We start from the raw sequence: 20,868 nt of genomic DNA on the forward strand, positions 1-20,868 counted from the left end.
GGTTGCTCGATCACACTTCCATCGAGGCGCGAGGCGCCGCGGTTGCCAGCGCCTGGATCACAGGGTGCCGTGACGATCCTCCAGGTCGCCCCAGCTGGTACTTGATCGATCAGCGACTTGCTGCAGGCGCTGCGCTCCTTCGCCAGGAAAGGCTTGGCTTGCCGGTGGAACATGGGTAAGGGGAAACAAGTAAGGGGTTCTCCATGGCTCACGCTTCCACCGTCGCTGTTCTCGGAGCAGGCGCCCTGGGCGCCGCGATGGCAACGCGGCTCGGAGATACTGGCCACGAGGTAAGGCTGTGGAACCGTACGGAGGAGAGAGCCCGCGCGGTGGCGGACGACGCTTCCGGGGTCACAGCGGTGAGCGTGTTGGGCGATGCGGTCGCCGGCGCTCCCGTCGTCATTACTGTGCTCCGTGACGGCGATGCTGTCGCGGAGGTCATGCCAGACGCCATTGACCGGCTCGACGAAGGTGCCGTCTGGGTGCAGGCGAGCACAGTAGGGCCACGGAGCGCCGCCGCCCTGGCCGGTCTGGCGCGTGATCACGGTGTTGCCTACCTCGATGCCCCAGTCTCGGGAAGTACCGCGCCCGCTCGGCAGGGCAAACTTGTCTGGCTGGCCGCTGGCACCGAGGATGCCCTCGCGCGTGCGCGTCCCGTGCTCGACGATCTCGGCTCGTCCGTGTTGCATATCGGGACGGGGACCGAGGGCAGCGCCGTCAAGCTTGCGGTCAACGCTTGGATGGCGGCCTCGACGGTCGCCATGAGCGACGTCCTTTCGCTGTGCGACGCTCTCGGCGTCGACCACGCGACGTTCGTGCGGGTGCTTGAGGCGGGCCCGCTCGCCATGCCGTACGAGTTGCAGAAAATAGGCCTCATGGACGACGCCTCCTACGCGCCCGGATTCACGGTGCAACTCGCTCTGAAGGACATCGACCTGGCCGCAGCGGCTGCCGCCCCCAGCCCGCTGCTACAAGTTGTCCGGGACCGCCTGGAAGCAACCGTCGAAGCCGGCCACGACAACGACGACCTCGCCTCCGTCGACTACCTGCGGAAGCCGCCGCCGTAGTCCGCCCTGCGGGCCGTCATTCGCTGAGGCCCCTTGAGGAAGGCGCCGCATGCGCACACTGCTGACTGATGTCGTTCATACGCTCGTCCCGCCGCGCGAGGATCCTCATGGCCCGCTACCCCCGCTGATGCTCACACTCACGGTGGTGACAGGCCTGGTCGATGCGGTGAGTTATCTGGGACTCGGCCATGTATTCGTCGCCAACATGACGGGCAACGTCGTATTCCTCGGGTTCGCACTGGCCGGTGCCCAGGGGTTCTCGGCGCCCGCCTCCGTCACCGCCCTCGGCGCCTTCCTCGGTGGTGCATTCGCCGGAGGCTGCCTGCACGCCCGGCTGGGCACGCATCGCGGTCGGCTGCTCACCCTCGCCCTCGGGGCACAGGTCCTATTGGTGGCTGTGACGGTGGTCGTGGCTGCGGCCACCGACGACAAGGGGACTTCGGGTGTCCAGTACGTGCTCATCGTGCTCCTCGCGATGGGCATGGGGGTGCAGAACGCTGTCGTCCGGCGCCTCGGCGTCCCCGACCTCACCACGACCGTCCTCACCCTGACTCTCACCGGACTCGCCGCCGACTCCAGGGCGGCAGGCGGTACTGGACCGCGGCCCGGCCGTCGCGTCCTGTCCGTTGTGGCGATGTTCCTCGGTGCCCTCATCGGTGGCCTTCTCCTCCTGCACGTCGGCCTCTCCACAGCTCTGGGCCTGGCGCTGTTCCTACTCGTTGCCACCGCTGCATTCACCCATCGGCTCTCGGCTTCCGACGCCGCATGGACCCGGCCTCCCACGTCGTGACCGGCGAACGGCAGCAAGCACGATGATCAATACATCGAGGACCGCGGCGTCGATCGAGGCCAACTGGGGCGGGCGTCGGCCCGTATTCGCTATCTATCTGCTATTTAGTCCTGCGATGTATCGGCTGGTCGCCAGGCATGCGCTGCTCGATCACGCGGCTACTGGTCCCGTTGCGCGGCCCTGGCCCCGGCACACGTTCCTTGAGGAGGGAATATTTAGTTTGGCCTTAAGGAGGTAGCTATGCACACCACCACGTTGGGCAAGTCTGGCCTCAAGGTGTCCCGCATCGCGTTCGGCACCTGGCAGCTGGGCGGGGAGTGGGGAGCCTTCGCCGAGGAGGGGGCCAAGGCCGCAATCCGCCGAGCTCGCGAGCAGGGGGTCAACTTCTTCGATACGGCACAGGCTTACGGTTTCGGCGCATCAGAGCGGCTGCTCGGCGACGCCCTGCAGACTGATCTCGGCAGGAATCGCGACGAGTTGGTGATCGCCACCAAGGGCGGGCTGCGCAAGACGGACACCGGCATCGCTCGCGATGCCGGCACCGATTCGCTGCGCAGGGGCGTGGACGCCAGCCTTGCGGCGCTCGGCCTCGACTACATCGACCTCTACCAGGTCCACTGGCCGGACCCGAATGTGCCAGTCGCCGAGACCGCCGGTGCGCTACGGGAGCTGGTCGGGGCGGGCAAGATCGGGCATGTCGGCGTGTCCAACTACACCACCGAGCAGATGTCGGAGTTCGCCGAGACCCTGCCGGTGGAGACGCTCCAGCCGCCGTACCACCTGTTCCGCCGCGACATCGAGGAGGCAATCCTGTCCTACACGCGCCGGCACAACATTGGTGTGCTGGTCTACGGTCCGCTGGCCCACGGCCTGCTGACCGGAACGTTCGACGAGAACACCGCTTTCCCCTCCGACGACTGGCGCAGCAAGAGCAGCGTGTTCCGTGGTGAGGCCTACCGCCGGAACCTTGCCGTCGTAAGAGAACTGCAACAGTTCGCGGCCGCCCGGGGCATGACGATCAGCCAGCTGGCCATCGCGTGGACGCTGGCTCATCCGGCCGTGCACGTGGCGATCGTCGGCACTCGGCGGGCCGAGCACGTCGATGAGAGCCTCGCGGCAGCGGACATCTCGCTGAGTGAGGAGGACCGCGCGGAAATCGACAAGATCATGGCCGCGGCCGCGCCGGTCGCCGGCCCTTCCCCGGAGGGGATGTGATGGCCGAGCCCGCCTCACGCGTCACTAATACTGGGCGCGTGCCGAAGTAGGCGACTACGCCGTGATCGCCGATGCCGGCCCCTGGCGGCCACCGAGCAGGCGCTGCGGCAGCGGATGGGCCTCATCGCCGAGGCGGTCGCCTGGACCAGCGGCTCACCGGCGCCCGGGCCGCCGGGGCTCGGCTGGGCACCCATCCATGTCGATGCTCTGGCAGAACTCGCCCAGGGCTGAACCAGCCACCTCTGCGGCGTGCCCGGGCCAGGGCTGGGCCACGGCTCCGAGGAGCACCGGGGAGAGGGGTGCCTGCCCCAGCAGGAAGGCGGTGCCGCATGCATGGCCTGGAAGTGACTGTAGTGATCCTCGCGGCGGTGGTGGCCATGACGTGGCTGGCGCGCCGCCTGCGCTGGAGCGAGCCGGTCCTGTTGGTGGCGGCGGGCTGCCTGATCGGTCTCACGCCCGACTTCCGTTCACTGGTCCTGCCTCCCGAGGTTGTCCTGCTGCTGTTCCTGCCTCCCCTGCTCTACTGGGAGTCGCTGACGACCTCGCTCCGCGAGATCCGAACGAACGTGCGCGGCATCATGCTGCTCGGCACCGGTCTGGTGCTGGCCACGGCCGCCGCGGTGGCTGCGGTGGGGCACGCGCTGGGCCTGTCCTGGCCGCTCGCGGCCGTCCTTGGCGCCGTCGTCGCCCCCACCGACGCCATCGCTGTGGCGGCGGTGGCCCGGGGCCTGCCCCGGCGGGTCCGGACCATCCTGCGGGCGGAGAGCCTGATCAACGACGGCACCGCGCTCGCGCTCTTCGCAGTGATGGTCGGGGTCGTCGTGGAGGGACAGGCCTTCAGCTGGTGGGGCACGGTCGCGCGCTTCCTGCTGGCCTACGCGGGCGGTGTCGCGATCGGCGCCGCCTGCGGCGCCGTCGTGGTGACGCTGCGCAGGCGGTTGAACGACCGTGCGGTGGGGAGCGCCCTGGCTGTGCTCACCCCGTTCGCCGCCTATCTGCCCGCGGAGGCCGTGGGCGTTTCCGGCGTGCTGGCGGTTGTCACGTGCGGTCTCATCCTCAGCCAGGCGGGCCCCAAGGTGATCGGCGCGGGCGCGAGAATGCAGATCATCGGCTTCTGGGAGGTGAGCACCTTCATCCTCAACAGTGCCCTGTTCGTCCTGGTGGGCATCCAGACACCCGCCATCGTGCGCTCGATCAGCTCCGTCTCCCTGGGACACGCGGTGGCCACCGCCCTGCTGGTCAGCGGCGTGGTGATCGCCACGCGCCTGCTGTGGCTGTACTCGGTGCCCTACCTCATCCGCGCCGTCGACCGCCGCCCGATCCAGCGCACGCTGCGCTCCGGCGCCCGGCAAAGATTCCCCATCGCCTGGAGCGGGGTGCGCGGGGCCGTGTCGCTGGCGGCCGCCCTCGCCGTCCCGGCCACCACGGCCGCAGGCCAGCCGCTGGAGGGACACGGCCTGCTGGTCTTCACCGCCGTGACCGTCATCCTGGTCACGCTGGTCCTCCAGGGGACGACCATGCCCGCGGTGGCCCGCTGGGCCGGACTGCGCAGCGATCCCGACGAGACCACCGAGGAACGCCGCGCCCACCGCCAGATCGCCGCCGCGGCGCTGGAGGCCCTTCCCGACCACGCCGGCCGCCTGGAAACACCGCCGGAGACCGCCGACGCCATCCTGAGCGAACTGCGCCAGTACGCCGCCGACGACGCGCTGGCGCCCGACACCACCGGTCCCGGCGTGCGAGCGGGACTCGAACTGCGCCTCGCCCTGCTCGACGTCAAGCGCAGCGCCCTGATCCGCCTACGGGACCAGCGCAGCATCGACGACATCGTCCTGCGACGACTGCAGGCAGTCCTGGACAGCGAGGAGATCAGGATCGAGCTGGCTCTGCACGCCGTCACCGACCAGCCGCACCCACCGGAAGACGGCACGGCCGATCCACGCGCTCAAGCCCCCGGGGAGTAAGCGACGTGCGGGCTTGTCCAGGACGAGAGCACTGCACCATGCGCACATTTGGCCGCATCCCCACGGAGGTGGCACAAGGTCCGCCTGGCTGCACGGCGTCCGTCCGCATCCGCTGGGAGCGACGCGACGACAGGCACAACGCTTCCTCGGCCTCGCGCCTGCCCACAATCCCACTCACACCTCGAACGTCCTGTGCCAGGACCTCTTATCCAGCGACCGCTGTGCCCAGGAGCGCGCCCAGGCCGATACTGACCCCGGAAATGAGCGCGCCACCGAGCGTGACGGTGGCGAAGGACCAGGCAAAGGAGACGTCGAAGAAGCGATGGCGCAGCCACGCCAGGGTGAGCAGTTCGATAACGACTACCGCCAGTGCGACCAAGAGCGCCGGCAGATAGTCCGGAATCAGGAAGGGGAGGGTATGCACAATGCCGCCCAGGAAGGTGCCGCCGCCGACGATGCCACCACGCTTCCAGGCGTTGCCGCGTTCGGTGACCGTTCCGGTATCGGACAAGCCCTCGGAGAAGGCCATGCTGATCCCCGCTCCGATCGCCGTGGCAAGCCCCGCGATGAACGCGTAGCCCGGCTTTTGCGTGGACATCACCACGGCGAAGATGGGCGCCAGCGAAGACAGCGAACCGTCGATGAGTCCGCTCAAAGCCGGCTGCACGCGCTGAAGCAGGAGATCGCGCTCATGTTCAGACGCCCCTGTCACCTCCTGCTGCGGCGCCGGTCGCCGGATGGTGCTCGGTGAGTTGGGATCCTTCGGTGTTCCTGAGCCCACATTTCGAGTGTTCTCCTGGTCAGGACCGTGGTCAAACGGCCGTGTACCAGCTCGTGCATTCGAAGATCGCGGTGGCCGCGTGCCGTGAGCGGGGCCGGCATGCAGGAATACGCCCCCGCGCGGGTCGGCAAGGCGGCGTGATCGTCGCGGGCGATGCGCGCCAGATCGATCACTAGACAGACCAGCACGGAGGGCACCGCCTTCTCGCCGTACGAGATGCCCGCAGTCATCAGGTCGTGCCCTCGGCCTCCTGTGCCTCGTCGCTCCGTCGACTTGCTCATCGGTTGAGTGCGCGCCGACGTATTGGTCCAGTCCGACCAGTCTCAGATGTGGGTGGCATGGCAATGGCTGTGGGCGACTTCGGGCGGGCACGGGGCCGCCGTTGCGCCGCGATCGGTCCGCCAGTCGATCAGCGCGATGCTCAGCGCCGTGAAGATGGCGGCGATGCCGACGCCGACGGACGCTGCCACAGCCCGCCGGTAGTCCTCCCCGCTCGAGGCCAGTACCAGGTAGAACGTGCCGGGCAGTGCGGCCGTCCCCACCGCCCCACCCAGCCGCTGTCCGGTCTGCAGCGCGCCGCCTGCCGCACCCGCCATCCGCACGGGAACCTCCCGCAGCGTCATCGTCACATTCGGGGAGATGACGAAGCCACTGCCGATACCGCCCACAAGCAGGGCCGGGGCAGCGACCCACACGGCGACTGATGACGGGGCGAACCCAAGCAACAGGGCCGCTGCAGCGAGCCCGACAACGACGCCGACCAGGCCGAGCACGGTCAGCAACCTGCCCATCCGCTCCACAAGCCGTCCGGCTACGACGGCCGCTCCCGCGGAGCCCACCGCGAACGGTGTCACGGCCAGTCCGGACTGCAGGGGTGAATACCCCAGGCCGTTTTGGAAGAACAGGGCGAACACGATCCACACACCGCTGAATCCCATGAAGTAGAGCGTCGCCAGGCCGGCACCGGTGGCGTAGCCGCGGGTATCGGCAATCAACCTTGGATGCAGCAGCGGTTCGCCGCCGTGGGCTGCAACCCGGCGCTCCCACCGCCCGAAACCGACCAGCAGCAGTGCCCCTACCGGGAAGAGCCACCACAGCCGGCGCACGCCGCCGGAGTCGGCCAGGACCAACGGCAGCATGACCGCCAGGACACCGCAGCCAAGCAGGGCAACGCCCGCCAGATCCAGGTGTCCCCTCTTGCCCGGGGCGACGCGGGGCAGCAGCCGATGGCCGAGCACGAGTGCCACGGCACCGATGGGAACGTTGACGTAGAAGATCCAGCGCCAGCCCTGGGGCCCGGTGGCCAAGGCGAGGATGAGGCCTCCGGTGATCGGACCGACCGCACTGGAGATGCCGACGGTGGCGCCGAACAAACCGAAGGCACGAGCACGCTCGGCTCCGGTGAACATCTGCTGGATCAACGCGGAATTCTGAGGAGCAAGGCAGCCGGCGGCGATTCCTTGCGCCATGCGTGCGATGACGACCAGGGTGATCGTCGGGGCCGCTCCCACTGCGGCGCTGCACAAGACAAAGGCCGCGAGTGCTCCGAGGAAGATCCGGCGTCGGCCGATCGCATCGCCAAGACGTCCGGCCAGCACCAGCGCAAGTGCGAACGTCAGCGCATACCCGGACACCACCCACTGCACTGAGGCCGGGGAGGCGCCGAGATCCCTCTGCATCGAGGGCAGCGCGACCGCGACAATCGTGACATCAAGCAGAATCATGAAGCCCGCCACCAGGGTGACCCACAAGGCATGCCACCGGCTCGGATCTGGCCGGCCTGCTGACGCCGTGCCTGGCTGTCGGCTGCCCGGTTCCACGGAGGCTCCTTTCGACGGACTCACGGCCCAGTGTTCGTGCACGCGACAGGCCACACATCGCGTGAATGAGCACTTCGCAACACTGCAGCGCGACAAATTGGTGCGAGTCGCTACTTTATGCGACACAAGCGTGGCCGGGATGCACTGTGGTCGTAGAAGCAGCAACGGCAGATGACAACGCACACGGGGCGTCGATCCGGCTTCAGACCTCTGCGGCTTCGTGCACGGTCCTCGACGCTTCCCTCTGGTGGCCGACAGGAGCCGTCAACGCGGGCGACTGGGCCGAACACCTCGCCCTGGCCCCGCAGCACGGCCAGATCTGCGATCGCCTCACCGCCGTCGGCGAGCATCCGGTCAGGCCCGCCTCATCGCCCCGCTCCGCTCGGAGAGAGGGCACCGCCGGTACTCCCACTACCAACTGCGGATCGCCGCCCGCGAACTCGTGGACCAGGGCATGCCCGTCGAGGCCGCCTGCCGCATCGTCATCCTCGAGGAAGCCCAGTGCACCAACGCAGAGTTCCGCCGCGCCACAGCCGAACAGCACGACAACCCTCAATAAGCCCGCCGCTGGCCCCGCTTCGCCCCAGCCGCCGGGTTCTCCGGAAGACCATCTCGGCGACAGCGACGACGCCCTCGTGGGCACGGCACGCGCCCAGGTGCTGGTGTACCTCGCACTCAGCGGCGCGCAGCCTTCCCGCCTGAAGACCGTGGCTCTGCCCGCGGACCGAACGAGCCGACGCCGTGGCCACCGCGGGGTGACCACCCCCCTGGAACACGACTCGAGTGCCCGCGCGATGCGCAACGCCGTCCGTGCTGAGACTTCCGACAGCGACCAGTCTGGCCGCCGGGGGCATGCCCGGGCCCTCGGCCTCGACGACTTCCTCACGCACCGCGTCCCCGGCACCGAACTGCGCCTGGGCATGTCCCGGCAGCTCTTCGCCGCCTGCGCCCAGCTCCACTACGAGGACCAGCTGATCGCCGAGCGCACCCCCGGCATGCGCGCCGAGGACCTTCGGGCCGACGAGCCCGCCAGCGAGGAAGCGGAGGAGCGCCGCCGCCAGACCCAGCGGCGCGTCTTCCGTGAGCAACAGGAGGAAGAGCTGGCCCGGATCGAGCCCCGGGTCCATGCCGCCTTCGAGCACGGCAGGGACCGCCCCTGGCGGGAGCTGCTGCACGCCCAGAGCGACCCTCGTCTCGACCTCGACGAAGACCCCGGCCTCCTCGAAGCCGCGACGGCGGAGACGTACCTCGCCGTCCGCGAGGACGACCTCCCCACCACGAGCGCTGACCGGCTGCATTTTCCTGCCGGTCCGTCGCGCCCCTCGCCTGGCCGTGGCAGCGAGCGAGGCCCCGCGTACGGGGGATGACGCGGGGCCTCTCCCCCGAATATGGCACGCTTGAAGCGCCGCGCGCCCGGCAGCCCAGCCCGCGCCGCCCGCCGGGCGCGGCGGAACGTACCAGTAGATCCCCGGTCAGCCAAACCGGGGAATCACCGGATCATTGGAAATCCACCGCCACCCATGCCCGAACCGTCGAGAGGCAACGACACGAACCCAGTCGGCCATCCCACACCGAGGCCCTCCGCTAACCGCAGCCCAGTCCCGGACACAGGCCCATCACGCCACGGCGTAGCTCTCGCGGAAGTAGTCGGCCGCGCGCTCCAGGTCTCGCTCGGACTGAAGCGTCAGCTCCAGGTCGCCGGTGCCGTGATGGCCGAGCCCTGTCACGTCACGGGCGAAGCCGAGCACGAGGTCGACCTTCGCCGGATCGGCCTTCAGGTAGACCAGCAGCTTGGCCTTCTTCGGCGGGACCAGACAGGCGTAGTTCTGCATCCGTCGGTAAGCCGTGTAGGTCTGGTTCGAGACCTTGGTGAGATCCTCGCCAAGCCCGAGCAGGACCTCGTCGACCGCTGCGGCCAGCTCCGCCATAGTCCCACCCGCAGTCGCGGTCCGCTGCGCCTTCGCCGTGCCCCGGCTTCGGCTGCCAGTCTTCGGCGCCGCGGCACGGCCCGCGAAGGACGCCACCGTCTCAAGGCCAAAGTGTTCGCTGCCGAAGTAGCGGTAGCGGACCAGGTCGATCGCGTGCCGGTGCTCGCGGACGGCATGGATATCGTAGCGGGTGAAGTCGCCGGCCACGCAGATCAGCCTCGGTGCGCTCCACAGCACCTGGGCCGCGGCGTGCACCCCGAGCCGGTCGCGGACCAGGTGCCGGAAGGCGTCCCTGTGGTCGACGAGCCAGGCCATGTAGAACAGGCCCTGGTTCATGACGCCCGCGTCAGTGCCACGCTTGTACTCGATGATCACCGGTGCGCCGTTTTCGTCGATGCCCAGCGAGTCGATCCGGCCGCCGTGCAGCGGTCCGGTGCTGTACTCGCTGGCCAAGAACCGGACGCCGAGCATCGTCTCCATGTGCGCCTCGACGAGATCCTGCACATCCCCCTCGACTCCGGCCAGATGCGGCGTGACCTCGGTCACGCCGCTTTTCGTGTTGAACAGCTTCAGGCCCGACACCTCCCCCTCCGTACCGACCTCTGGCCAACACACAGCCGGCCAAGATTTGTTTCCGGTAGGCAGGATGAGTTGGAACCTTCTCCCGGTTGTCACCGTACGTGTTCAGGTGAGAGTTCGAGCCCCCGGAGGTGATCAGAGCCTCGGCAAGGCCAGCAAGCAGAACGAAGCCGCCGCCCACGCAAGGATTTCATCCTGGTGCGGACGGCGGCTTTGTCTTACTGACAACCCATCAGAAAATGCGTCGGGCGTGCGTCAAACGTGCGGCACGAGCGTCAAACCAGCGTCAAAATATCACCCTTGACGCCCGCAGCGCACATATCGCACACCGCCCTAAACTGCAGGTCAGAGGCCCTTTGCGGTCGATTCAAGGATCGCGACGCACTCGACATGATGGGTCGGCTACCCGCTTGAGGGCATCCGGGTGAATGCCGACGACGACGGGCGCCTTTGGGTCCTGCTCCACCCCGAGCCTCACAGCGGCGCTCGGCGTGGCTGACCGCATCCAGGCCGGAGCACCGTGGGCAGAGTACGGGCGGCTCACCGAAGGACTCTCCACTTCCACGATCCCGCCGGCGCTTCGAAACGCGTCTTGTGGTCGACGCCGGTGAAGTCGGCACCCACGGTGACCAAGCCCGGCGGTCGGGCGGAATCCGTGCGGACCATGAGGCTAGTATATGGATATGGTTTCCATTGCCAATAAGTGATGGCTAGAGAGAGGCAGGATTCACCCATGTCCGCCCACTGCCAACTGACCGGCGCCAAGCCCGGGTTCGGCAACAACATCTCCCACTCCCACCGGCGTACGTCACGCCGCTTCGACCCGAACATCCAGAGCAAGCGCTACTGGCTGCCCAGCGAGGGCCGCAACGTCCGCCTGACCTTGAGCGCCAAGGCGATCAAGACGGTGGACGCCATCGGCATCGAGGCCGCCGTCGCCCGGATCCGGGCGCGAGGAGTGAAGGTCTGATGGCGAAGAAGAGCAAGATCGCGCAGAACGAGAAGCGCAAGGAGGTCGTTGAGCGGCACGCCGCGCGGCGGGCCGAACTGAAGGAGATCATCCGGCGCCCTTCGTCCACCGAGGACGAGCGCCGGAGCGCGCTGGCAGAACTGCGCCGACAGCCACGTAACGCCAGCGCCACCCGCGTACGTAATCGCGACAGCGTCGACGGCCGCCCCCGCGGCTATTTGCGCAAGTTCGGGCTCTCCCGCGTACGCGCCCGGCAGCAGGCGCACGCCGGCTTCCTCCCCGGCGTGACCAAGTCCTCTTGGTAGTCCCACCCGGATGACACTCCGCTGCCGACGCACTCCCATGGGGATCCGGTGGGGTGTGTCGGCAGCTGTGCCACCGATTGGGGCTACTCCCCCTCGGCCTCCCGGTTCGGTAAAGCGCGCACAGCTGGCCGGTGCGACGGCGGCAAGCCGAGGTCAGGGGTCAAAAGACGGCGTCGTCACCGGATCGTTCGCGAAGAGTCACGAACTGCTGCCTGGAGGTCACCCGTCCTGTGCGGACGCCGGTTCGGCCGCCCTTCAGGCTGCGGCCGCTGCGCAGTCGGCGCAGGTGCCGAAGATCTCCACGGTATGGGCGATGCCGACGAAGTCATGTTTGGCCGCGATCGCCGCAGCCCACTTCTCGACGGCCGGACCGTCGACCTCCACCGCCTTGCCGCACGAGCGGCAGACCAGATGGTGGTGGTGATCGCCGCTGGAACAGCGCCGGTAGACGGCCTCGCCGTCGCCGGTACGGAGCACGTCGACTTCACCCGAGTCCGCCAGGTGCTGGAGGGTGCGGTAGACGGTCGTCAGGCCCACGGAGTCACCGCGACGCTTGAGCACATCGTGCAGCTGCTGCGCACTCCGGAACTCATCGACGTCGTCGAGCGCCGCCACTACGGCGGCCCGCTGCCGGGTGGACCGTTGCCGGACTGGCGCGCCGCTCGTCTCGCCAGGCACAGTGGCCACCTCTTCCTCCTCTTTGGGCACGCAGGCTCGTTGCGTCAGGCTACGGGTCGCACGCCCCACTCTTCCAAACCATGGCAGATGCCACGGTAATTTCCCCTGGCTCAGTGGTCGGGAAGAGGAGGTCTCGCGACATCGCTCCGAGCGCCTTCTGGAGGTGCGTTACGCCGCATCGCGATCTCCAGGTAGCCGGCATGCCGGGACTCACCCTTCTTGGAGTCCGCCGCGTGCGCAAGTTCGGCCCTTTCGGGGGCCGAACCGACGCCGTTGACGATCGCGGCGCACTTCCAGCCCACGGCGCGCCCTGCTTCCCCATCACGCTCGCCCCGTGGCCGGAAGCGCCGTGCCACCCCAGTGCAGCAAGGGTGGCTGCGTGCGCTGCCGTGGTCGATTCAGCCCGTGAGGCTGCCGGCGGCAAGGACGACCGCTTCATCCTCAGGTTGCCCGACCCCCACCGTTGAAAACGATTCCCATAACTGATTAAGTGAGCCGCGGTCGCGCGCGACGCCCCCGCGGCGCCAAGGGGGGCTCCAACGGGCGTCGCGCGCGGCTGTGTTGAGCCAGAGGCCCCGCCTGCCTACACGCGCCAGCCGCGCTGATTCCAGCCCCCGACCGATCCCCGTTGGCTCAACACGCACACACCAACGCCCCGCACCGCCGGACGGGCGGGCGCCCCAACAGGTCCCACGCCTCGCAGTCACCAGCACCCCTGTCCAGCTCGCCGACGGGCGCGAGGACGCCAAGACCCCCATCGACTCCTTCCACACACTCCCGGGCACCGCCGAAACGCCATATGCGGCACAGGTGCCGCCCCGACCCCGACATGGCGCCGTCGCGCCACCGCCTCAACGCCCCTGCTGCCGACCTGCCCCCCTGCCGCCCAAGCCACTCTAGATTGAAAATGGTCGTCGTTTTCATGTAGCTTCGCGTCGAAACACTTCGACACCTCAGGAGATCCCGATGGCCGTCCCCAAGCGGAAGATGTCCCGGAGCAACACCCGTCACCGCCGGGCCCAGTGGAAGGCCACGACGCCGCAGCTCGTCCCGATCACGGTCGACGGCTCCGTGTACCAGGTCCCGCAGCGACTGGTGAAGGCGTACGAACGCGGCCTGCTGCGCCCTGAAGGCTGAGCCGATGGCACGCCCGACGAACGCCCCGCTCCCGGTCACCGTCCTGTCCGGATTCCTTGGAGCCGGCAAGACCACCCTCCTCAACCACGTGCTCGGCAACCGCGAGGGCCTGCGGGTCGCGGTCATCGTGAACGACATGAGCGAGGTCAACATCGACGCCGCCCTAGTGCGCGGCGGAGAGGCCGCGCTGTCGCGGACCGAGGAGCGGCTGGTCGAGATGACCAACGGGTGCATCTGCTGCACCCTGCGCGACGATCTGCTGGAGGAGGTCGACCGGCTGGCCCGCGAGGGGCGCTTCGACTACCTGCTGATCGAGTCCAGCGGGATTTCCGAGCCGATGCCCGTGGCGGCCACGTTCTCGTTCCCGCGCGACGACGGCGCCACCCTGGGTGACCTGGCACGACTCGACACGATGGTCACCGTCGTGGACGCCGCGAACTTCCTGCCGGAACTCGCCTGCGGCGACGAACTCACCGCTCGCGGGCTCGACCAGTACGAGGACGACGAGCGCACCGTCAGCGATCTCCTCATGGACCAGATCGAGTTCGCGGACGTCATCGTCCTCAACAAGCTCGACCTGGTCGGGCCGACGGAGGTCGCCCGGCTGCGCGCGACGCTCGCGCGGCTCAACCCCGAGGCGAGGATCGTGCCCGCCGTCCGCGGACAGGTGGCTCTCGAACAGGTGCTGGGCACTCGCCTGTTCGATGTCGAGCGGGCCCAGCAGGCCCCGGGCTGGGTCAAGGAGCTCAACGGAGACCACGTTCCGGAAACCGAGGAGTACGGGATCTCCTCGCTCGTATTCCGCTCCGACCTACCCTTCCACCCCGGCCGACTGTGGACCTTCGTCACCAAGGGCCTCGACAGCGGGACATTCGGACAGATCCTGCGCTCCAAGGGCTTCTTCTGGCTGGCCAGCCGCCCCCGCGTGACCGGCCTCTGGTCCCAGGCCGGCGCCGTCGCCCGCTTCGAGCCCTCGGGCGCCCGCGGGCCGGACACCACGCAGGGCCAGGAACTCGTCTTCATCGGCACAGGCCTTCGCGCCGACGCACTGCGGGCGGCCCTCGAAGCCTGCCTGCTCGGCCCGGGCGAAACCGTGCCCGCCGTGGACGACTTCCCGGACTGGGAGACGTACGGGATCGACGACGCCTGCGAGCACGAACCCGCCGCACCTCAAGCGGCCTGAATCTCCGGGCCGGACGGTGGTCGCAGCCACGGCACCGTCCGGCCCGGCCTCTCCACAGACCGCACCGCTCGTAGGGTCCGGCCCTCCCCCAGGGAGAGTCGGAATCATTATTGAAAACGATTCCCATTCCCGTATACTGCTGCCATGGCACGCAACGAAGTACGCCCGATCATCAAGCTCCGCTCGACCGCCGGCACCGGCTACACGTACGTCACCCGCAAGAACCGGCGTAACGACCCGGACCGGATGGTGCTGCGCAAGTTCGACCCGGTCGTCCGCCGGCACGTCGACTTCCGCGAAGAGCGCTGACCCCCTCCCCCAGAGAGAGCCGCCCCATGAAGCCTGGAATCCACCCCGCCTACGGACCCGTCGTCTTCCGCGACAAGGCCGCCGACTTCGCCTTCCTTACCCGCTCCACCGCCACCAGCGACAAGACGGTCGAATGGGAGGACGGCAACACCTACCCCGTCATCGACGTCGAAATCTCCTCGCAGAGCCACCCCTTCTACACCGGCACCGCCCGCGTCCTGGACACCGCCGGCCGCGTCGAACGCTTCGAGCGCCGCTACGGAGGGCGGAAGTGACCCTCCCCGTCGTGATCGTCGGCGGCATGCACGCCGACGCGCGCAAGGAGACCGTCGAGCACCTGCTGCGCGCCGTGCCGGGAAGTATCGCCCTGCACCACGATCTGTCCTCGGCCGCCGGCGGCAACGTGCTGCGCACGCTGCGCGATTCGGGGGGTGCGATATCCGCGGACGAGACTCCGCTGGTCAACGACTGCGCCTGCTGCGCACTGCGCGAGGACCTCGTCCCCGAGCTGGAGCGACTGGCCGCCGGCGGCTTGACCCGCCTGGCCGTGGTGGAACTCTGGGACTCGGTCGAGCCCCGGGCCATGGCCGAGGTCGTGGCCGCACACGCCGGTGACGTACTGGAACTCACCAACGTGATCACCGCCGTCGACCCCGCGCTCGTCCTGCCCTGCCTCGGCAACGGAGACGACCTCACCGAGGCCGGACTCGCCGCGGCCGCCACCGACCAGCGGACCGTCGGGGACACCTGGGCCCGTCAGCTCGAATACGCGCCAGTCCTCGCGATCGCCGACAGCGACGAGGCCGACGACGAGGACCGCGCCCTGCTCGCCCAACTGCACCCGACGGCCCGCCAGGTACCCACCGGCTCCAGCGAACTCACCCGCTTGGCGTTCGCCGGCTTCGACGTGGAGACGGCCGCCGCCGCCCAGCATCCCGCCTGCGCGCTCCTCCCCCAGGAAGCGGACGAGGCCGGAGTCGCCACACTCGTATGGCAGCGCCGCCGGCCGTTCCACCCCGAGCGGCTCTACCAGGCCCTGGAAGACCTGACCTGCGCCGCGGCCCGCAGCCGCGGCCGGTTCTGGCTCGCCGACCGCCCCGACACCCTCCTGGCATGGGACGCGGCCGGTGGTGCGCTGTGCGTGGAGAACGCCGGCCCCTGGCTGGCCTCGCTCCCCGACGCCGCCTGGGACCTGGTCCCCGCCATGCGTCAGGCCGCGGCCGCCCTCGACTGGGACCCCGAACACGGCGACTGCTGCCAGCACCTGGTCTTCACCTCGCCCGGCCTCGACCGCGACGGGATCGAACAGCTCCTGGACTCCTGCCTCCTGACCGAAGCCGAGTACACCGCCGGACGGGAGGCGTGGAAGCAGCTCCCCGCCGCATTCGGGCCGCTACTCGACTCCGTCGCCTGACCCCTGCGACCCACTCACCAACACCCCGAACTCCGTACCCCGAGGAACACCCATGGCCCGCCGCCCCTCCCCCAGCAAGCCGCTGAAGTCCCGCCCCAACCCGCTGGACACGGCAGGCATCACGTACATCGACTACAAGGACACCGACCTGCTCCGCAAGTTCATCTCCGACCGCGGCAAGATCCGCAGCCGCCGCGTCACCCGCGTCACCGCCCAGCAGCAGCGCCAACTCGCCCTGGCCATCAAGAACGCCCGCGAGATGGCCCTGCTCCCGTACGCCAGCCGATAGCGCACGGCCACGTTGGGCCAGAGTCGTGGGACAGCCAGGTCTGCGAAACCTTACGGCTCAAGCTCGTCGTCGGCTCCCCCTGCGGGATGCCGATGGGCTACGCGGCGCTCCTCCAGTGGGGCCCGCCGCAGGACGTCGTCACCCACGCGGGGCAGGTGCGGTGTGTGGTTGACGAGGCGTGCCGAGTTGCCGACCACGGCGATGCTGCTCGTGTTGTGCAGCAGAGCCGCGAGAACGGGATTCATGGAACCGCCCGCGCCCGCGACCAGGCCGAGCAGGTTGACGCCGATCGCGAGCCCGTAGTTCTGCCGTACGACGCGCAGGGTGTGGCGGCTCAGTTCCACAACGGCGGCGACCTGGCGCAGGTCGTTGCCCGCCAGGGCGATGTCGGCGGTCTCCAGGGCCACATGGGAGGAGTGCTCGCCCATGGTGATGCCGACGTCGGCGAGGGCGAGGGCGGGGGCGTCGTTGGTGCCGTCGCCGACCATGGCGACGGTGTGGCCTTCGGCCTGGAGGTCCCGGATCAGCTGGAGTTTGGCCTCCGGGAGCGCGTGGGCGTGGACTTCGGTGATCCCGAGGGTGTCGGCGACGACCTGGGCGGTCTCCTGCGCGTCGCCGGTGAGCAGGATCAGGCGGGAAACGCCTAGGTCACGCAGCTGCTGGACGACGGTTTCGGCGCCGGCCCGTACGGCGTCGGAGACGCCGAGCATGCCGATGAGGTCCTCGTCGTGGGCGAGGCAGATGACGGTCTCACCGCCGGCGCGCAGCCGGTCGGTCCAGCTCCGGGCGTCCTCGGTGAGGTCGACGCCGTGCTGGCGCAGGAGGGCGGGGCTGCCGACGAGGAGTCGGGTTCCGTCGAGTTCGGCGCGCATGCCCATCCCGAGGACGACTTCGCACGCCTGATGGATCGGCACGTGGAGGTGCTGCTCCTCGGTGCGGGCGACGATGGCTTGGGCGAGCGGGTGGCGTGCGTGCAGTTCGCCGGAGGCGGCCAGGCTCAGGACCTCGTCGGCGGTGACCTCCTCGCTGAGGGTCACCACGCTCGTGACCAGGGGGCGGCCGAAGGTGAGGGTGCCGGTCTTGTCGAAGACGACTGCGGTGACCCGGCCGATTCCCTCCAGGTGGGTGCCGCCCTTGATGAGGGTGCCGCGGCGGGCACCGTTGCCGATGGCCGCGCTGATGGCGGTCGGGGTGGCCAGGCCCGCCGCGCAGGGGCAGGCGATGAGCAGCATGGTCATCGCGCGCCGGGCGTCACGGGTGACGACGTAGGTGACTGCGGCCAGGGCGAAGGAGACGGGGACGAAGCGCTGGGTGAAGCGGGTGGCCACGGTCTGGATCGGCGCCCGGTCCGACTGGGCCTCCTCGACCCGGCTGATGATCCTGCCGACCGTGGTGTCCCGGCCGACGGAGTCCGCGCGGATGGTGAGCGAGCCGGAGGTGACGATGGTGCCGGCGTAGACGTGGGCGCCTTCCCTGGCGTAGATGGGCAGCGCCTCACCGGTGACGGCCGCCTGGTCCACCAGGGCCTCGCCGGTGAGCACGTGTCCGTCGACGGGGATGCGGTGGTGTTCGTACACGGCGACGGTGTCGCCCGGCTCCACGGTTTCCAGGTCGACCTCGAGCTCGACGCCTTCGCGTACCAGCCAGACGCGCTCGTCACCGATGGTGAGCAGTTCTTCGATGGCGCGGCGGGTGCGGCGCAGGGTGAGGTTCTGGAGGAACTCGCCGATGTTCAGCAGCCACAGGACGGTGAGGGCGACCACGTTCTCCCGGAGTACGAGGGAGATGACCGTCGCCGCCGTGACCAGCGTGTCCGTACCCGGGCTGCTGCGGCCGCGCAGTGTGCGCAGGGCGCCCCGGAAGAACGGCAGACCGGTGAAGACGGTCACCAGGCCGAGCAGCCCGGAGGATCCGAAGGAGATCCGGGGCCTGCCGAGCAGGCGCCGCAGCGCCACGAAGGCCAGGACCGCTCCGCCGACCACCAGCCGGGCCACCTCTCCGGTGGAGGTGTCGGGCAGGGACCGGGAGGGCTTGGCCGCCGCCACGGCGGCGGGCGGTGCCTCCTCAAGGGCGTCGACGAGCTGCTCGACGTTCAAGTCGTCGGGGGCTACCCAGATCACGACGCTCCCGGTACGCGGGAAGATCCGCAGCGCGCGGAAGCCGATGATGCCGGTCAGCCGGTCGTCGACGAGGCCGGCGCAGCCGGGCCGTGCTCTCAGCCAGGGCACTGACAGCCGGACGCGCCCCGCTGCCACCGAGCAGACCAGGACGTTCGACATGATCAGTGCTCGTGTCCGTGATCGTCGTGATTGACGGTGACGGCGGACGGCGGGGGCACCTCTTCGCCGAGCGATGTACGGGCCTCGGCCAGCATGTCGCCGGCCTTCAGCCGGGCCTCCTCGGCAGCCGAGGCCAGCCACCTGCTCGCCACGATCCCGCCCGCGAGACTGCTGACCAGCGCTTTGCGCGCGGCCGGCGCCGCAGCGGTCGCGTTCCTGATGATCAGGCCGCCCACCACGCCGGATATCGCGTAATGGGCCAGCTTGCCGCCTGCCGCAGCGGCGATCGCGAGGGGGTGCATGAGCAGCTCCTTCCGTACGCGCCGAACGGCACGACGGACCTCCCTCTCAGTGTGGACCCGCCGCACCCACCGGGTCGAGCCGAGCCCGGGCCACAGCCCACTGGGCGGCCCGCCGACCGCTCGCCAGTCGGCACCCCAGGTAGATGAGGAACGAGATGGTCGTGACGTACGGGCTGATCGGGATGGTGCTCCCCAGGGCGAGCAGGATGCCCCCTTCCATCGCCACGAGCGCGAAGGCGACGCTCAGCACCGGCAGCAGCACCGGGGAGGCTGTGACCCGGGCGGCGGCCGCCGCCGGGGTGACGAGCAGCGCGAGGACGAGCAGGGCTCCGACGATCTGGACGCACAGGGCCACCGCGAGCCCGAGAACCAGCATGAACGCCAGCGACAGGGCACGGACGGGCAGACCCCTGGCCTCGGCGAGCTCCGGGTCCGCGCTGGCGAAGGTCAGGGGCCGCCAGAGGAACACGAGGGCAGCCAGCGCCACCACGGACGTGCTGAGGAGCCATGCCATCTGCGGCGTGTCGACCGCGATGATCTGGCCGGTCAGAATCCCGAATTTGTTGGCCGCCCGCCCCTTGTAGAGGGACAGGAAGAGCACACCCAGGCCCAGACCGAACGGCATGAGGACGCCGATGATGGAATTCCGGTCACGGGCGCGCACCCCCAGCACGCCGATGGCCGCCGCCGCGAGCAGGGAGCCCACGATGGATCCGGCGACGATGTTGACCCCCAGCAGGAGCGCCGCCGCCGCACCGGCGAACGACAGCTCGCTGATGCCATGCACCGCGAACGGCAGGTCGCGCATGATCACGAACACCCCGACCAGCCCGCCCACCAGTCCCACCAGGGCTCCGGCCAGCAGCGAGTTGTGGACCAGGGCCAGCAGGTCGCCGTAGTTCTCGAAGTTGAAAATCTGCCGCCAGATGCCGCCATCCTCACCGCTGTCGGCCAGCGGCCACGGTCCGGTCATGGCCGTCCACCGCCATTGGTGGTGGACGAGGGGTGGTGTGTGCCGGCCGTGTCTGGTGCCCCCACCACGACGATGCGGCCCCGTACCCGGACGACGTCGACCTCGGTCCCGTACAGCTCTGACAGGGCGGCCGTGGTCATCACCTCGTCCGGCGGGCCGATCCGGAATCCGCGCGGGGCCAGGTACAGGACGCGGTCGACGAGACCGAGCACCGGATTGATCTCGTGCGTCACGAAGACGACCGCGGTGCCGGCGGAGCACCGCCGTCGGTCCACTAGGGCCGTGACCGTGCGTTGGTGCTGGAGGTCGAGGGAGAGCAGGGGCTCGTCGCACAGCAGGATCCGCGGGTCGGTGGCCAGGGCCTGCGCGATGCGGACACGCTGCTGTTCGCCACCCGACAGCATGCCGACGGGCGCGTCCGCGTAGGGCAGGGCGCCTACGGAGTCCAGGATCTCCTCCACCCGGCGGTGGACCGCGCCGGGGGCGATCGGCATCCCCCAGCGGTGCCCTTCCATGCCGAGCCGGACCAGGTCCCGGGCCCGCAGCATCGTGTGGGCGGGGAGGGCCTTCTGCTGCGGGACGTAGCCGACGTGCCGGCTGCCTCGTCGAGGCGGCAGGCCCAGCACCTCCAGCGAGCCCGCCGTCAGCGGCAGGCGTCCGAGGAGTACGCGAAGCAGGCTTGTCTTGCCCGATCCGTTCGGCCCCAGCACCGCCAGGAACTCGCCGGGACGTACGTCGAGGTCCAGATCGTGCCACAGCACCCGGTCGCCATAGGCAAGTGCGGCGCCGTGCAGGCTAATGACAGGTGCGGCGGAGGCGATGTCCGTCCGGGGGGTGGGGGCGGGGTGGGTGAGTGGCGTGACGGCTTCTGTACGGTCCACAGCA

General features: G+C 69.3%; 21 protein-coding genes and 1 pseudogene. 14 read left to right on the plus strand and 8 right to left on the minus strand.

Annotated elements, in window-relative coordinates:
- Positions 1–203: 203 nt before the first annotated feature.
- The 4 genes from ACGFYQ_RS09135 to ACGFYQ_RS09150 all read left to right on the plus strand — a co-directional run bounded on the left by ACGFYQ_RS09135 (position 204) and on the right by ACGFYQ_RS09150 (position 5,036).
- Positions 204–1,067, plus strand: coding sequence for an NAD(P)-dependent oxidoreductase (locus tag ACGFYQ_RS09135; RefSeq protein ID WP_362405734.1), 864 nt, complete (start codon positions 204–206; stop codon positions 1,065–1,067).
- 49 nt (positions 1,068–1,116) lie between these two features.
- On the plus strand, positions 1,117–1,857 hold the full coding sequence (locus ACGFYQ_RS09140) for a YoaK family protein (protein WP_393741564.1): 741 nt from the start codon (positions 1,117–1,119) through the stop codon (positions 1,855–1,857).
- A gap of 240 nt (positions 1,858–2,097) precedes the next feature.
- Complete coding sequence (locus tag ACGFYQ_RS09145; protein ID WP_393741566.1) at positions 2,098–3,072, plus strand: aldo/keto reductase; 975 nt, start codon at positions 2,098–2,100, stop codon at positions 3,070–3,072.
- 344 nt (positions 3,073–3,416) lie between these two features.
- Positions 3,417–5,036 carry a Na+/H+ antiporter gene (locus ACGFYQ_RS09150; protein WP_362405743.1) on the plus strand — a complete coding sequence of 540 codons (1,620 nt, stop codon included), beginning with the start codon at positions 3,417–3,419 and terminating at the stop codon, positions 5,034–5,036.
- A gap of 205 nt (positions 5,037–5,241) precedes the next feature.
- On the opposite strand, the gene ACGFYQ_RS09155 is transcribed toward ACGFYQ_RS09150, so the two are convergent.
- Together ACGFYQ_RS09155 and ACGFYQ_RS09160 are read right to left on the minus strand one after the other, a co-directional pair.
- Positions 5,242–5,817: a hypothetical protein gene (locus ACGFYQ_RS09155; RefSeq protein WP_393741568.1), complete on the minus strand. Its 576-nt coding sequence runs from the start codon at positions 5,815–5,817 to the stop codon at positions 5,242–5,244.
- Positions 5,818–6,140: 323 nt separating this feature from the next.
- Complete coding sequence (locus tag ACGFYQ_RS09160) at positions 6,141–7,637, minus strand: MFS transporter (RefSeq protein WP_393741570.1); 1,497 nt, start codon at positions 7,635–7,637, stop codon at positions 6,141–6,143.
- Between the two features lie 343 nt (positions 7,638–7,980).
- Here ACGFYQ_RS09160 and ACGFYQ_RS09165 point away from each other — a divergent pair.
- Both ACGFYQ_RS09165 and ACGFYQ_RS09170 read left to right on the plus strand, forming a co-directional pair.
- Positions 7,981–8,196: pseudogene (locus ACGFYQ_RS09165) on the plus strand (MerR family transcriptional regulator); the annotation flags it as partial.
- 76 nt (positions 8,197–8,272) lie between these two features.
- Complete coding sequence (locus ACGFYQ_RS09170; RefSeq protein WP_393741572.1) at positions 8,273–9,004, plus strand: hypothetical protein; 732 nt, start codon at positions 8,273–8,275, stop codon at positions 9,002–9,004.
- Between the two features lie 249 nt (positions 9,005–9,253).
- Here the strand turns inward: ACGFYQ_RS09170 and ACGFYQ_RS09175 are convergent, their stop codons facing one another.
- The gene (locus ACGFYQ_RS09175) at positions 9,254–10,147 is read right to left on the minus strand and encodes a DUF5655 domain-containing protein (RefSeq protein WP_393741574.1); all 894 of its coding nucleotides are present in this window, start codon (positions 10,145–10,147) and stop codon (positions 9,254–9,256) included.
- A 730-nt stretch (positions 10,148–10,877) separates the two neighbouring features.
- Here ACGFYQ_RS09175 and rpmB point away from each other — a divergent pair.
- Entirely contained in the window at positions 10,878–11,114 is a 237-nt protein-coding gene (gene rpmB / locus ACGFYQ_RS09180; RefSeq protein ID WP_327364356.1) for a 50S ribosomal protein L28, read from the plus strand.
- Positions 11,114–11,419, plus strand: a complete 306-nt coding sequence (rpsN, locus tag ACGFYQ_RS09185; RefSeq protein WP_362405759.1) for a 30S ribosomal protein S14 — start codon at positions 11,114–11,116, stop codon at positions 11,417–11,419. Before rpmB ends, rpsN begins: the two co-directional genes overlap by 1 nt.
- Before the next feature lie 255 nt (positions 11,420–11,674).
- Here the strand turns inward: rpsN and ACGFYQ_RS09190 are convergent, their stop codons facing one another.
- Positions 11,675–12,106 (minus strand): transcriptional repressor, encoded by a 432-nt coding sequence (locus ACGFYQ_RS09190; protein ID WP_362405762.1) that lies wholly within the window; start codon positions 12,104–12,106, stop codon positions 11,675–11,677.
- Between the two features lie 957 nt (positions 12,107–13,063).
- Here ACGFYQ_RS09190 and rpmF point away from each other — a divergent pair.
- From rpmF to rpsR, 6 genes are all read left to right on the plus strand, one after another.
- Complete coding sequence (gene rpmF, locus ACGFYQ_RS09195; RefSeq protein WP_007267665.1) at positions 13,064–13,234, plus strand: 50S ribosomal protein L32; 171 nt, start codon at positions 13,064–13,066, stop codon at positions 13,232–13,234.
- A gap of 4 nt (positions 13,235–13,238) precedes the next feature.
- Entirely contained in the window at positions 13,239–14,417 is a 1,179-nt protein-coding gene (locus ACGFYQ_RS09200) for a GTP-binding protein (RefSeq protein WP_393741578.1), read from the plus strand.
- 144 nt (positions 14,418–14,561) lie between these two features.
- Positions 14,562–14,726 (plus strand): 50S ribosomal protein L33, encoded by a 165-nt coding sequence (gene rpmG, locus ACGFYQ_RS09205; protein WP_007267663.1) that lies wholly within the window; start codon positions 14,562–14,564, stop codon positions 14,724–14,726.
- Between the two features lie 26 nt (positions 14,727–14,752).
- Positions 14,753–15,001 (plus strand): type B 50S ribosomal protein L31, encoded by a 249-nt coding sequence (locus ACGFYQ_RS09210; protein ID WP_030843780.1) that lies wholly within the window; start codon positions 14,753–14,755, stop codon positions 14,999–15,001.
- A 26-nt stretch (positions 15,002–15,027) separates the two neighbouring features.
- Positions 15,028–16,140 carry a CobW family GTP-binding protein gene (locus ACGFYQ_RS09215; RefSeq protein ID WP_393742125.1) on the plus strand — a complete coding sequence of 371 codons (1,113 nt, stop codon included), beginning with the start codon at positions 15,028–15,030 and terminating at the stop codon, positions 16,138–16,140.
- 52 nt (positions 16,141–16,192) lie between these two features.
- Positions 16,193–16,429, plus strand: coding sequence for a 30S ribosomal protein S18 (gene rpsR / locus ACGFYQ_RS09220; RefSeq protein ID WP_393741581.1), 237 nt, complete (start codon positions 16,193–16,195; stop codon positions 16,427–16,429).
- 50 nt (positions 16,430–16,479) lie between these two features.
- Here the strand turns inward: rpsR and ACGFYQ_RS09225 are convergent, their stop codons facing one another.
- From ACGFYQ_RS09225 to ACGFYQ_RS09240, 4 genes are read right to left on the minus strand one after another with little or no spacing between them, the layout of a single operon-like run.
- Positions 16,480–18,708: a heavy metal translocating P-type ATPase gene (locus ACGFYQ_RS09225; protein ID WP_393741583.1), complete on the minus strand. Its 2,229-nt coding sequence runs from the start codon at positions 18,706–18,708 to the stop codon at positions 16,480–16,482.
- Between the two features lie 2 nt (positions 18,709–18,710).
- Entirely contained in the window at positions 18,711–19,010 is a 300-nt protein-coding gene (locus ACGFYQ_RS09230) for a DUF1490 family protein (RefSeq protein WP_393741585.1), read from the minus strand.
- A gap of 46 nt (positions 19,011–19,056) precedes the next feature.
- Positions 19,057–19,983, minus strand: a complete 927-nt coding sequence (locus ACGFYQ_RS09235) for a metal ABC transporter permease (protein ID WP_393741587.1) — start codon at positions 19,981–19,983, stop codon at positions 19,057–19,059.
- Positions 19,980–20,864: a metal ABC transporter ATP-binding protein gene (locus ACGFYQ_RS09240; RefSeq protein WP_393741589.1), complete on the minus strand. Its 885-nt coding sequence runs from the start codon at positions 20,862–20,864 to the stop codon at positions 19,980–19,982. Before ACGFYQ_RS09240 ends, ACGFYQ_RS09235 begins: the two co-directional genes overlap by 4 nt.
- Positions 20,865–20,868: the final 4 nt, after the last annotated feature.

It is taken from the genome of Streptomyces sp. NPDC048258 (genome assembly GCF_043201995.1).
In the GTDB taxonomy this organism is placed as follows: Bacteria; Actinomycetota; Actinomycetes; order Streptomycetales; family Streptomycetaceae; genus Streptomyces.